Below are 12,260 nucleotides of genomic sequence, written 5' to 3' on the forward strand. Positions count from 1 at the left end.
GGGCCGCTATCGTGCGCCACTCCGGTGAACTTGCCCAAGGCACATGGGAGTCGGCGACCGGGACCGGTCGCAGCGTGGCGCGAAAGCAGCACCTCCGCACGGGCGCAGTAGCGGGTCATTCACTCTGTGTAGTATTTTGGCCGGACTTCCGCGGACACGTGTGTTTCCGGCTGTTCGCGTCTTCTTGACCAACTCTTTCCGACCGACGTTCTCCCATGGGAGGGCTCCTCCATGACGGCCGAGGACCACCAGCCGCCCGCCCGCGCCGCCCCGGCGGCGACCGCGACGGACGTGGCACACGACGGCCTGGAGCGCCGGAGGCTGATGCTCTCCTTCGACGCGTTCGACACCTCCCACCACCGGCTCTGGCTGCGCTACGCGCACACCCAGGCCGGCAGCCGCGAGGCGGCGCAGCGCATCGTCGAGGACGCGTGCCGTCATCTGCTCGCCCACTGGGAACACGCCCTGCGGCGGCAGTCGCTCACCGGGTACGCCTGGACCGTGCTCAAGGAGCACGTGGCCGCATGGCTGGCCGAGCGCGGGCTGCGGCCGCAGCTCGCCGAGACCGCGGCGTTCCACACGGCGGTGCGCAGGGTGCTGCTGGACGAACTGCGCGACGAATTCGCCGTACTGGAAGGCGAGATGGGACTGTACGCGGCGATCGTGCGGCTCCCGGAGCGGCAGTACGACGTCGTGGTGCTGCGCTACGTCCTCGGCTGTTCGGAGGAGGAAGTGGCCGACTGTCTCGGTTTTGAGACAGCGACAGTGCGCTCCCACATACGCTATGCGAAACGGAGGCTCGCCCGGGAGCTGCGTACGGCACCGGGGCCCGGCACAGGGGAAGGCTGATGCGGGGGACGTACGAACACCGCACCATCGACGCGCTGTTGAGCGGTGCGGAGGTGCTCGCCGACGACTACGACGAGAGCGACGTGGCCACGGTGAGGGAGCGGGTGCTCGCCGGCACGGAGCGCCGGGGTACCGGCGGCTCAACGGGTTCAGCGGCTGCCGCCACCGCCGCGGCGGCTTCGACGGCAGGGGCGGACCGGGCGGCAGTTCGCGCGCGTCATTACCCAACCGAGTGCGAACAGGCAGCGCACGACCTGGACTTGGCGGTGAGCCTCGTCCTCAACGCCCCCGAGGCGGCGGCGAGTCTGACACGTCTGGTCGACGACCAGGAGTCCATCGCGCCGGAGGGCGCGCTTGTCTTCGGGTGCCTGCTGCATCTGGCGCACTACCGCGAAGCGGCCCAGTTCTGGTGGCAGTTCGCGGCCGGCGGCGGTTCCGGGACCGCCGCCTTCTGTCTGTGTCTGCACCACCGGCGGCACGGAGAGTTCCGCGACGCCGAGTACTGGCGGGCGCAGTCGACCGGGCTGACGCGGCGCGCCCGTACGGCCGCGGTGCCGGCGCCCCGCCCGACTCAGCGGCCGGCGGCACGTCCCCTCCTGCCGGACGGGGTGCGGCACGGGCTGCTGAGCGAATGCCACGAGGGCGGGCACCCCCGCCTGCCGAACGCCCTGGAAGCGGTGATTCACCGGCTTCCCGTGCTGGACGACGACGAGGACTTCGGGGAAATCCCCCAGCCCGCCGCGGACTTGGCGGGGCACCTGACCGCTGTCTGAGAGCGGCCGGACGGCGCCCGCATGCGGCGGGACCTTCTTTCGGTATCCCCCACCCGGCACCCGGCAGGCGCCCGCCTGCCCTGCCGGGCGCCTGCCGGGTGAGCTGCTGGTCGCTGCTGGTCGCTGCTGCTCAGCCGTGAGGCGTTCTGCGAGCGGTGTTACAGCCGCCCGCCGGTGAACCGCGTGAACGGGCCGGTCCGGCGCCTGACCGAGTAACGGCCGGCCGCGAACGTCGCGGCGAACGCGGTGAGCGCTCCGGTGCCGAGACCGGCGGCGACGGCCTTGCGGTTCTTCACCACGGTCCATGTCGCGGAAGCGGCGGTCGCGGCGGTGCTGGAGACCGTGACGAGCTTCTGGCGTCCCGCCTCGGCACTCCTGCTCGCGACGTGTCCGGCGCGCCTGGTGGCGTCGCCGAAGTTCCGGCCGCTGCCCTCGACGGCTTCGCCGGCGGACCGGGTGGCCGAACTCGTCTTCTCCGCGGCCTTGGTGATGCCGCGGTCCGCCTTCTCCCCTGCCTCGGCGGGCTTCTTGGTACTGGCTGCAGCCTTTCCTGCGGTGCTTGAGGTCTTGCCGTTCTGAGTCATGGTCAACGGGTTGCCGTGCGTGGGGGCTTGAAACATTCGATGTGGAGGGATTGTGTGCAACCTCTCGGGGAATACGCACTCGCCCCCGTACGCGCTGCGCCGGCGCCCCGGACGGGTCTATCCGTCCTGGCGCGGCAGCAGCGAACCGAGCGGCCCCAGATCGAGGTTGAGGTCCTCCATGGTGAGCCCGTAGCGATCGCACAGCTCCGTCATACGCTCGTGGAGGATCATCAGCGTCATGCCGATCCGCTCCTCCTGGTCCTCGCTCAGGTCGCCCTGGTCGACTCTGTTCAGGGCCGTGCGTTCCATGAGCTGACGCAGCAACTCCACGATCGTCAGGACGAGTTTCATCAGATCGCGCTCGACGGAGTCGGGGTCCGTGCGCAGCCTCTGGGCCAGCCTGCCGTCGCCGCGCGAGCCGCCGCCGTCGTCGTCGGGTCCGGCGGGCAGCAACTCGAAGGCGCGGGCCGCCGAGCGTGCCACGTCGTCCAGGCGGACGCCGTCCGGCAGCCGCTCCGGCAGCCCGCCGGACTCCGGCCACGCCGGCTCGTTTCCGGCGTCGTGCCCCGCGTTCTTCCGCGGTTCCTGCTCACTGGTCATGCCTGGCTGTCCGTCCGTTCCGTCGGTCGGTCCCTGCCCTGCGCCACCGGACCGGCCGGCGCGGCCGCGCTCACCACGGCGCCGGGTCGTCGGCGGTGACCGAGTGGATCACGGCACGCAGGTTGATGCGCACCAGGTCGACGTCCGCGATGGACAGCACGAGGTCACCGGTCAGCACCGCACCGCCGGAGAGCAGCCGGTCCAGGAGGTCGATGAGGGCGACCTGGCGGCCGGCCAGCCCGTTCTCCTCGGCGATCCCCTCCGCGAAGCCGTCGCACGCGGACCGGGTGCCCGCCGCCACGGTGTCGGCGAAGCCATGGCCGGGCAGTTCAGGCTCCATCGTCGGTGGTTCCATCGGGGGTGGTTCCCGCGTGCCGGGACTGCTGCGTGGAGGGCGGGGTCGCGAACGAATACGGCGCCCACGGCCCCGTCAGCACGACGCGGACACCCGGCACGTCCTCGGCGAGGCCGCCGATCGCGGCCCTGAAGTCCTCGCTGCGCGCCTCGGGGACCAGATAGGCGTCGTTGGCGATGTTCTCGCCCGGCTCGGAGGCCAGTTCGCCCTGCTGCGGCCGGTGCGAGACCTTGGCCGTGGCGATGCCGTCCGCGAGCTCCGCCACGCGTTCGCTCACCGCGCCCGCTGCCCGGTAGGTGTCACGGTGTGTGCTGCGCTGCTGCCTGCGCTGCTGGAGGTACGCGCGTCCGGGACTGCCCGACGCCGGCGACGACGCCTCACCGGACGAGGATGCAGAAGCAGCACCGGCCGCCGCCTCGCGGGGGTCGGCGTAGACCTTCACGCCCCACTCGACGTGGCCCTCCAGCCGGGAGAGCAGGGCGTCGAACTCGCCTTCCCGCTCGGCCAGCATCTCCGCGACCCGCCCGTCGTCGAGGTACACCGTCGCCAGGCGCATGGGCAGCACTGTGGTGTGCTCGTACGCCGCGCCGACGACCGCGTGGTGGGAGCGGGCCATTGCCTCCAGCCGCTCCATGTCCTCCAGTTGGGCCTTCAGCCCTGCCTCGTCGTAGAGACCCGCCGGGACGTCCGAGACGAGCGCGCTCAGCCCGGCCGCGTCCACGGTGCGCACCGGGGAACCGGACGGGCCGGAGAGGCCCCCGGCCGCGGATTCGAGCCGGCCGCCGCTGCGGCCGACCGCGAAGACATAGCGGACCCGGGCCCGTTCGTCCTCCTGGCCGTGCTGCGGCACCGAGGGCTCTCCCTCCGGGATCGGCATCCTGATCGTCACCTTCCGCGTTTGCGCGTGCCGTCGCCGTCGTCCTGCCGTGCGGCGGACCGCTTCCGGGCGGGCTCCTCGCCGGCTGCTGCGCTCTCGTCCGTCCCGTCGCCGGCGGGGAGTTCGGCGGCCGAGCGCAGCCGTTCGATCTCCTTGCGGAGCCGGTCGTTCTCCTCCGCCAGGGCACTGCTGTTCCCACTGCCGCCCACGACGGTGCCGGACTGCTGCGAGCGGACAGGCGCGCGGGAGGAGAGCGACGGGTCGTTCTCCCACCAGTCGATCCCCATCTCCTTCGCCTTGTCGACGGAGACCACGAGCAGCCGCAGTTTGATCGTCAGCAGCTCGATGTCGAGCAGATTGATCTGGATGTCGCCGGCGATGACGACGCCCTTGTCGAGCACCCGCTCGAGAATGTCCGCCAGGTTGGCGGAGGAGCCCTGCTGGCCGTATGGGCCCGCCCTGTTGGGGGACGGGCCCATACGGCCGGCCAGTGAATCGGACACGTGGTATCAGCCTTGCCTGCTCAGTCGGAGTGTCACTTCGGACGGTCAGCGGCCGGCGGAGACAGTGCGGCGGCCACGCTCGTCTTCCTCTTCAGCGTCGTCCGCATCGTCCTCGTACTCCTCCTCGGGCTCGTACTCGTCGTCGTACTCGCCCTCGGATTCCGCCTCCGCGTCTTCCTCTTCCTCTTCGTCTTCCTCTTGGTCGTCGTAGTCGCCTTCGGGCTCGTAGTCCTCGTCGTACTCGCCCTCGGGGTCTTCGTCCTCGACGTCCTCGTCCTCGTACTCCTCGCCGGACTCGTCCTCGTCGGAGGGGCGGTCCTCGTCGTCGTACTCGCCCTCGGGGGCCTCGGACCCCTCGGTCCCGGAGCTCCCGGACTCGGAGCTCTCGGACTCCTCCCCGGCGCGCTCTTCCTCCTCGACGGCGTCGTCGTGCTCGACCACGACCTCGCCGTCCCGGATCTCACCGCGCCAGCCGTCCGTGGCCTCGCCCCGCATCATGATGAACTTGCGGTACAGCTTCAGGTCCAGCCGAGCACGGCGGCCCTGCGCCCGCCAGATGTTGCCGGTCTTCTCGAAGAAGCCGCCGGGGAAGTACTCCAGGACCAGCAGCACCCTGGTCAGGTTGTCGGTGATCTTGTGGAAGGTCACCACACCCTTGACACTGCCCTTGGCGCCGTCGGTTGTCCAGGAGATGCGCTCGTCAGGGATCTGCTCGGTGACACTGGCCTTCAGGCTGCGCGTGGACTTGGCGACCTTCACCTTCCAGTTGCTGGAGGTGTCGTCGGCCTTCTCGACGCTGACGACGCCCTTGGCGAACGTGCTGAACTCCTGGAACTGCGTCCACTGGTCGTACGCCTCGCGCACCGGCACGCCCACGTCGATGTCCTCGACGATGGTCACGCTCTTCGACTTCCCGCCGCCGCTCTTCCTGCCCTTGCCGAACAAACCCTTGACCTTGTCCTTGACCATTTCCTTCACGTGCGAGGTGCCCACCGCCATGGCGGCCTGCGCCGGGGACTTGCCCTCGCTCAGCGCCTGGCCGCCCTTCGCGAGGCTGCCCACGAGGGCGCCCGGGCCGCCGCTGCCGGGATCGGCCAGCTTGCCGACGCCCTCGCCCAGCTTGCTGCCCAGGCCCGACACGGCCTTGAAGGCGCGGGCCTGCAGGTACGACTGGAGCTCCTGCTTGAGACGGTCGGTGGCCGGGTCGTTCGCCACTTCTTCCCTGAAGTTTCTCAGTGCGGACTCAGCCATTGCCGCCTCCCCGGTTGGCGGCCTTGCGTGCGCCGCCCGAAGCGGTCTTCGCGGCGGTCTTGCGCGCGCCGCCGGTGGTCTTGCGCGCGCCGGACGAGGCCGGCTTGCGGGCGCCGTCCCCGGATCCGCCGGTGCGGCGGCCGGACGCCGCCTTGCCGTTGGAGGAGGCGGCGCTCCCGCCGGCCTTGGCGGTCTTGGCGGTCTTGGCGGCCCTGCCGCCCGCCGAGGTGGACTTGCGCGCCCTGGGCCGCTCCTCGCGCTCGTCACGTCCGGCACGCTCATCGGCCTCGTCGCGGCCGGCTTCGGCGCGCTCCGCGCCGTCCTCGGCGGCCTCGCCGTCCTCGGCCTCCTCGGCGCGCCTGGCGCGCCGCGTGGGGTCGTTCATGTCGAGCGTGCGCTCGTGGAGGGAGTCGGCGAGACTGCCGGCCCGCTTGGTGACGGCAGAGGTCAGCGCGGACTTCGTGTTGTCGAAGAGGTCCTTGCGGACCTGGTCGCTCAGCTGGCCGACCACGGGCGAGTTCGCCACCATCCTGGCCAGCTGCTGCGGATTGATGTTCAGCTTCTTGCCGGCGAGGGCCATGCCCAGGCCGATGGCCAGTTTGGCCTTCTTGGTGCGCCCCAGGAGGTAACCCCCCACGAGCGCCATCCCTATCTTGCTGTTGTCCGTCATCTTCCGGTCACCTTCCGTCTCCCCGCTCTTCCGGACGGGGGTCTGGGCGCAGTCATGAGCGCTCCTGTTGCTGTCGCTGCCAGGCCTGGCGCCACTCCAGTTCGTCCAGGAGCTGGTCCTCGACCCGGTCGAACTCCTCTTCCGTGATGCGTCCGTCGAGCAGTTCCTGCTCGAGTTCGGCGAGCTGCCGGACCACCGGCTCCGGGTCGTAGTACTGCTGCTCCGCGGTCAGCACGAGCTGGTCCATGACCCACAGCGCACCGCGTACAGGAGCGAGCGGCAGGGCCAGGAGCTCGGTGATGAGGCCCATGAACAGGCCCTCCGATCACGTGTCAGACGAAGCTGTAAGGGGGCAGCGGCCCGTGGAGGTTGAGCGAGTAGGCGTCGCCCTTGCGCTCGGCCTCCTCGTGCACGGCCTGTGCGAAGTCCGCGGCGTCCTCCCGCCGTACCAGGAACGAGGCGTTGAGGAAGTGCGACTGCGTCGGCTCCGCGACGGTGTGGCGCTGTGCGCCGCCCGACAACCGCTGCAGCAGTTCTCCGCCCTCGGCCTCGTGACGGGCCTGGACCTCGTTCGAGACCAGCTCGCCCAGCCGGATCTTCTCGTCCTGGGCCTCGGGGCGGTCCCTGGTGACCTCGCGCAGACGCTGGATCTCCTCGGAGCCGGCGACGATCTCGCGCAGCAGGTCGTCCTCTTCCCGGCCCGCCTTGAGGTTGTACTCGACGCAGCCGTCGAGCTCCGAGAGCCGCTCGGCATAGACGTCCTGGTTCTCTTCCAGCACCGTCTCGACGGCTCCGTCGTCGGGGCCGACCAGGCCGAAGCGCATCGGCAGCGTCGCGCCGTCCGCCATCAGCCTCTCCAGGACGGCCTGGTGAGCGGCAAGGTCGCGGCGCTTGGCACGCAGGTCCCCGGGTGCGTCGCTGACCACGGCGCCCAGGGACCCGGACTTGACCGTACGCAGCGTTCCTGCCGGTTCGCCGACGCCGTTCAGCCCTTCGAGGTTCTGCGGGTGGTCGGCGGCCGTGATCGCGTAGATGTAGGTGGACAACCGGATCAGTCCTCCTTGCGGCGGGTCGTGCGGCGGCTGCCGGCGGAGGCGGACTTCCTCGGTTCGCGCTCGCGCTCTTCGTCGTCGGCGTCGCGTCCCCTCTGGAAGGACTCGCTGAAGGCCTCGACCGCTCCGGTCAGTGCGCCTTTCGACTTGCCTTTCGCACCGCTCTCGGTCGCGTCGCCCACGATGTCGGTGAGCTGGCTCGGCGCCTTGCGCCCGGCCTCGAGGTCCAGCCTGTTGCAGGCCTCGGCGAAGCGCAGATAGGTGTCCACGCTGGCGACGACCACACGGACGTCGATCTTGAGTATCTCGATTCCGACGAGGGAGACCCGCACGAAGGCATCAATGACGAGACCACGGTCCAGGATCAGTTCGAGGATGTCGTAGAGATTCCCACCACCCGCGCCGCTGCTCGGCTGGGAGTTGCTCGTCTGTGGGACAACCGTCACCTTCATCATCCTTTCGGGAGGGCATTGCAGGCGGAGACCGCCTTTGCGTGATCAGTGCTGCGGGCAGCGCGGCTGCTTACTTCCGCTGATCGATTACTTCCGCTGATCGATCTGGCCGCGCGCGTACCGGCGGGTGCGCTCGTAACCGAGCAGATTTCCCTGGCCGTCGAGCTCCACGTGGTAGGTGCCCATCACGCTGGTCGTCTCGGGAACGCGCTCCACCTCGACGACCTCGACGTCGGCCTTCCAGCCCTGGTCGGTGGCCTTGACCGACGAGACGGACGCGGGCTCGCACTGAAGGAGCTCGGCGAGCTGTCCGGCCGCGAGACGCATGGCCTCCGCGATCGGGACCCGCCCGCTCTGCGAACTGCCGCTGCGCCCCTGATTCCGGTCGGCGCCGCTGCTGCGGTCCTGCTTCCGGTCTGCGTTCTCCGGCGCCCGACTTGGCCGTTGCTGGCCCGTCTGTTGCGCTTTGTTGTCTTTGCTCTCTTTGTCACCAGTTGTCGCCATGCTCTCACCCCTTTCCGTGAAGCCGGGCCGCAGTCCTGTGTTCCAGGTCTCACCGCGCAATCAGCGGAGGGTCTGTTGGGTGCCCCGGTCGTGAAGACCTATGCGTCGGGTTTTACGGAACGATCACAACTGCCCTGCGAGAGCGGGATGTTGGTGGCTCAATTCATGCGGAGGCGGTCTCGCGCACGATCAGCCGGTGCGGGACGGTGACCCGGCGCGCGGGCAGGTGACCGAGGCGTCCGTACACGCGGTCCGCGAGGCACTGGTCCTCACGCGAAGCGCCGGTTCCTGGTCTACGCGCTGACGAACGCGGCCTGCTGGATCTTCGTGCTTCGCCGGGTTCCGGAGACACGCGGACGCACGCCGGAGGAGATCGAGCAGGCGCTGCGCCACCTCGCGGGCAGGAAGAGCACCGCGAAGGAGCCGACGAACGCCTGACGGTCCTCACAAAAGCGCCGGGCCGCGTGAGGTGACGCGGCCCGGCGCTTCACTCCTTCACGGCGCCCGTCAGCATTCCCTCGATGAAGCGGCGCTGCAGCGCCACGTACACCACGACGACCGGCAGGGCGATGAGCACCGAGGCGGCCGCGAGCAGCGCCGTGTCCGAGCTGTGCTGCCCCTGGAAGAAGGCCAGCCCGAGCGGGACCGTGCGGTGGGCCTCGTCGCTGACCATCACCAGCGCCATCAGGAACTCGTTCCACGTCCACATGAAGACGATGACGACCATCGTGGACAGCGCCGGACGCCCCATCGGAACGAGTACGCGCCACAGCGTCGTCCAGCTGGACGCCCCGTCGAGGCGGGTGGCCTCGATGACCGAGCGCGGACTGCTGCGGAAGTACGTGCGCATCCAGAACACGCCGAAGGCGAGCGACTGCGCCGTCTGCGGCAGGATCAACGCCCAGTAGGTGTCGGTGAGTTGCCAGTACCGCAGGTCGAAGTACAGCGGTACGACGAGAGCTTCCTGGGGCAGCGTCAGTCCGAGGACGAAGAGGTAGAAGAGCACGCCCGAGCCGGGGAAGCGCATCACGCCGAAGGCGTAGGCGGCGACAGTGGCCAGCACGGCGGTGGCTGTGACCACGGCGACCGCGACGAGTACCGAGTTCGTCAGGTACGAGCCGAAGTGCCCGCGGGTCCAGGCCTCGGCGAAATTGGCCCAGTTGAGGCCGTCCGGCAGCGAGAAGCCCGCCGCTTGCGAGGAGGAGCGCCCGAACGCCGTGGAGAGGATGCCGATCACGGGGGTGAGGCTGATGACGGCGAACAGGGCGAGAATCCCGTAGGTTGCGCTGCGTTCCAGGCGGCCGGTCATCGGTTGCGTCCTTCTGCGAGCCGTGCGACGGAGACCGTCAGCACGAAGATCAGCACGGTCAGCCCGACGCCCATCGCGGCCGCCGACCCGACCTCGTTCGTCTCGAACGCGCGGTGGTACACCTCGTAGGCGGGCACGGAGGTGGCGTTGCCCGGCCCGCCGGCCGTCGTGATGTAGATCAGGTCGAAGTTGCGCAGCCCGGCGACGATGGTCAGGGTCAGCGCTACGGCGATCTCCGCGCGCAGCGCCGGGAGGGTGACGGCGAGGAACTCCCGCACCGGGCCGGCTCCGTCCATGCGTGCGGCCTCGTACAGCTCGCGCGGGATGCGCTGTACGCCGGCGAGGAAGAGCACCACGCACAGCCCCGTCTCCACCCAGGTCCCGATCGTGCCGACCGCGGGCAGCGCCCATGTGTAGTCGCCCAGCCAGGAGCGTGCGAGGGAGCCGAGGCCGACCGCGCGGAGCGAGTCGTTGAGCAGTCCGTCCGGGCCGAGGATGGAGCGCCAGGCGACGCCGACGACGACCATCGCCAGGACCTGCGGCAGGAAGAAGACCGTGCGGAAGAAGGCCGTTCCCCGCACCCGGAAGCGCGAGAGCGCCGAAGCCAGGAGCAGGCCCAGCGCCACGGGCAGGACGGCGTAGAACAGCAGCAGCACGAGGGCGTGCAGGAAGGGCCCGCGCAGCGACGGATCGGTCAGCAGGGCCTGGTAGTTGGCGGCGCCCGCCCAGGTGGCGACGGTCAGTCCGTCCCAGTGCAGCAGCGAGAGCCACACGGTCTGTCCGAGCGGGAAGAGCAGGAAGGCGCCGTACAGCACGAGGGCCGGGAGGACGTAGAGGTAGCCGACCGCGCGCGGCTCGCCGGGGGCTCCGCCCCGGCGGCGGCCCACGGTGCGGCGCAGCGGCCCGGAACCTCCGTCCGCCGCAGCGCTCCCGGGGCCGCGGGAAGCGCCGTCGCGGGGTTCGGCGGCCGGCGCCGCGGGGGCGGAGCTCACTGCTCCGCCTTCGCTTCGGCGCGCTTCTTGTCCTGGAAGGCCTCGTAGGAGCGCTGCATCTTCGACGACAGCTCCTCCGGGGAGACCGAGCCGTCGATGACACCCTGGAGGTCGGCGGAGAGCGAGTCGTAGAAGTCGGGCGTGGTGTAGTCGAGGTACGGCACGAGCCCGTCGGCGGCGTTGAGCTGCTCCCAGCCCTTCACCATCTGCGCCTCGGCGCTGCCTTCGGGGATGTCGCGGGCGGCCTTGCCCGGAAGCGCGGGCAGCACTCCCTCCTCGGTCATCACGTCCGCCGCGTGCGGGCTGGTGATGAAGTCCAGGTAGGCGGCGGCGACTTCGGGGTGGCGGGACTTGGACGTGACGGACCACGCCAGGCCCTGACCGCCGGTGGTGACGGGCGCGGCGTCCTTCTTCACGGGAGGCGGAGGCATGAATCCGAGGCGGTCGCCCATGGTCTTCTTCAGATCCGGCAGTTGCCAGGTGCCGGTGATGAGGAAGGCTCCCTCGCCGCCGGCGAACTTCTTGGCCGCGTCGTCGTATCCGGTGCCGTTGGCCCCCTCGGGGATGAAGCCCCGCTTCTTCCAGTCGGCGAGAGTCCCGGCTGCTTGTTCCGTCGGTTCGTTGTCGAAGCCCTTGCCGCGGCCGAAGACGCTCTCGCGGGTCTCTTCCGCGCCGCCGGCCTGGTTCTGGAGAACGCCGAAGGTGTGGATCGCCGGGTACTTGTCCAAGTTGCCGAACTGGACGGGCAGTTCACCCTCGTCCTTGATGCGGGGCAGTGCGTCCGTCAGCTCGGCCCAGGTCTTCGGGGGCTTCACCCCGGCCTTCTTCAGGACGTCCTTGTTGTAGTAGACGCCGATGTACTCGCCCGTCTGGGAGATGCCGTAGAGCCGTCCGGTGCCAAAGTCCCGGCCGTCGAAGGAGACCCGGTTGAGGTTCAGCAGCGTCGAGGGGTAGCGGGTGTTCCAGGCGTAGATGCCCGCGTAGTTGTCGAGCGGCATGAGCAGCCCCGCCTTCACGAAGGCCACCATGTCGGAGTAGCCCTGGTTGGCCTGGACGACGTCCGGGGGCTTGTTCCCCGAAATGGCCAGCTTCAGCGTCGTCTTGAGGTCGGAGAAGCTGCGCGCGACGCGCTTGATGCGGATGTGCGGGTACTTCTTCTCGAACTCGGCGTTGAGCCGCTCCAGTTCGTCGTTCTGCCCGCCGCGGACCTCCTGGTCCCACACGGTCAGAGTTGCCCTGCCCGCCTTCGACGGGTCGGGCTTGGACGTGGCGGCGGCACCGGGCACGCCCGCTCCGGCCGCCCCGGAGCCGTCGGTCCCCGGCACACAGGCCGCGGCCAGCAGCGCGCCGCCGAGGGCCAGCGCGAGAGCCGCCGTACGCCGCCGGGTGCGTCCCGTGTCACTGAACGGGCCTTGCCGGAACGGGTGTCGGCGGCGCGGCAGCCGGAGCACCGGGCCCGCGCCCCTCAGTCGCTCGGCACGCATGGAGT

At 70.1% G+C, this 12,260-nt stretch carries 16 protein-coding genes; 2 read left to right on the forward strand and 14 right to left on the reverse strand.

What is annotated here, in order from left to right:
• Window positions 1-231: 231 nt before the first annotated feature.
• Both H180DRAFT_RS23460 and H180DRAFT_RS23465 read left to right on the forward strand, forming a co-directional pair.
• Window positions 232-849 carry a sigma-70 family RNA polymerase sigma factor gene (locus H180DRAFT_RS23460; protein ID WP_074466954.1) on the forward strand — a complete coding sequence of 206 codons (618 nt, stop codon included), beginning with the start codon at window positions 232-234 and terminating at the stop codon, window positions 847-849.
• A complete protein-coding gene (locus tag H180DRAFT_RS23465) occupies window positions 849-1,622 on the forward strand; it encodes a hypothetical protein (protein WP_074466955.1) in 774 nt (257 codons plus the stop codon). The genes H180DRAFT_RS23460 and H180DRAFT_RS23465 overlap by 1 nt, the downstream gene beginning before the upstream one ends.
• Window positions 1,623-1,780: 158 nt before the next feature.
• On the opposite strand, the gene H180DRAFT_RS23470 is transcribed toward H180DRAFT_RS23465, so the two are convergent.
• From H180DRAFT_RS23470 to H180DRAFT_RS23540, 14 genes are all read right to left on the reverse strand, one after another.
• On the reverse strand, window positions 1,781-2,206 hold the full coding sequence (locus H180DRAFT_RS23470) for a hypothetical protein (protein WP_055488121.1): 426 nt from the start codon (window positions 2,204-2,206) through the stop codon (window positions 1,781-1,783).
• 117 nt (window positions 2,207-2,323) lie between these two features.
• Entirely contained in the window at window positions 2,324-2,806 is a 483-nt protein-coding gene (locus tag H180DRAFT_RS23475; protein ID WP_079100350.1) for a gas vesicle protein K, read from the reverse strand.
• Window positions 2,807-2,876: 70 nt separating this feature from the next.
• Window positions 2,877-3,146 carry a gas vesicle protein gene (locus tag H180DRAFT_RS23480; RefSeq protein WP_079100351.1) on the reverse strand — a complete coding sequence of 90 codons (270 nt, stop codon included), beginning with the start codon at window positions 3,144-3,146 and terminating at the stop codon, window positions 2,877-2,879.
• Window positions 3,136-4,038, reverse strand: a complete 903-nt coding sequence (locus H180DRAFT_RS23485) for a GvpL/GvpF family gas vesicle protein (protein ID WP_079100369.1) — start codon at window positions 4,036-4,038, stop codon at window positions 3,136-3,138. The genes H180DRAFT_RS23480 and H180DRAFT_RS23485 overlap by 11 nt, the downstream gene beginning before the upstream one ends.
• Before the next feature lie 8 nt (window positions 4,039-4,046).
• Window positions 4,047-4,517 carry a gas vesicle protein gene (locus H180DRAFT_RS23490; protein WP_074466963.1) on the reverse strand — a complete coding sequence of 157 codons (471 nt, stop codon included), beginning with the start codon at window positions 4,515-4,517 and terminating at the stop codon, window positions 4,047-4,049.
• Between the two features lie 69 nt (window positions 4,518-4,586).
• On the reverse strand, window positions 4,587-5,792 hold the full coding sequence (locus H180DRAFT_RS23495; protein ID WP_055488123.1) for an SRPBCC family protein: 1,206 nt from the start codon (window positions 5,790-5,792) through the stop codon (window positions 4,587-4,589).
• Window positions 5,785-6,462 (reverse strand): hypothetical protein, encoded by a 678-nt coding sequence (locus H180DRAFT_RS23500; protein ID WP_055488124.1) that lies wholly within the window; start codon window positions 6,460-6,462, stop codon window positions 5,785-5,787. The genes H180DRAFT_RS23495 and H180DRAFT_RS23500 overlap by 8 nt, the downstream gene beginning before the upstream one ends.
• A gap of 52 nt (window positions 6,463-6,514) precedes the next feature.
• On the reverse strand, window positions 6,515-6,772 hold the full coding sequence (locus tag H180DRAFT_RS23505) for a gas vesicle protein GvpG (RefSeq protein ID WP_055488125.1): 258 nt from the start codon (window positions 6,770-6,772) through the stop codon (window positions 6,515-6,517).
• Window positions 6,773-6,794: 22 nt separating this feature from the next.
• On the reverse strand, window positions 6,795-7,508 hold the full coding sequence (locus H180DRAFT_RS23510) for a GvpL/GvpF family gas vesicle protein (RefSeq protein WP_055488126.1): 714 nt from the start codon (window positions 7,506-7,508) through the stop codon (window positions 6,795-6,797).
• 5 nt (window positions 7,509-7,513) lie between these two features.
• Window positions 7,514-7,966 carry a gas vesicle structural protein GvpA gene (locus H180DRAFT_RS23515; protein ID WP_055488127.1) on the reverse strand — a complete coding sequence of 151 codons (453 nt, stop codon included), beginning with the start codon at window positions 7,964-7,966 and terminating at the stop codon, window positions 7,514-7,516.
• An 87-nt stretch (window positions 7,967-8,053) separates the two neighbouring features.
• Window positions 8,054-8,470: a gas vesicle protein GvpO gene (locus H180DRAFT_RS30840; protein ID WP_074466957.1), complete on the reverse strand. Its 417-nt coding sequence runs from the start codon at window positions 8,468-8,470 to the stop codon at window positions 8,054-8,056.
• 487 nt (window positions 8,471-8,957) lie between these two features.
• On the reverse strand, window positions 8,958-9,779 hold the full coding sequence (locus H180DRAFT_RS23530) for a carbohydrate ABC transporter permease (protein WP_055488130.1): 822 nt from the start codon (window positions 9,777-9,779) through the stop codon (window positions 8,958-8,960).
• Complete coding sequence (locus tag H180DRAFT_RS23535) at window positions 9,776-10,678, reverse strand: carbohydrate ABC transporter permease (protein WP_055488225.1); 903 nt, start codon at window positions 10,676-10,678, stop codon at window positions 9,776-9,778. The genes H180DRAFT_RS23530 and H180DRAFT_RS23535 overlap by 4 nt, the downstream gene beginning before the upstream one ends.
• A gap of 89 nt (window positions 10,679-10,767) precedes the next feature.
• Entirely contained in the window at window positions 10,768-12,255 is a 1,488-nt protein-coding gene (locus tag H180DRAFT_RS23540; RefSeq protein ID WP_079100352.1) for an extracellular solute-binding protein, read from the reverse strand.
• Window positions 12,256-12,260 lie beyond the last annotated feature (5 nt).

This window comes from Streptomyces sp. WMMB 322 (assembly GCF_900090145.1).
Lineage (GTDB): Bacteria > Actinomycetota > Actinomycetes > Streptomycetales > Streptomycetaceae > Streptomyces.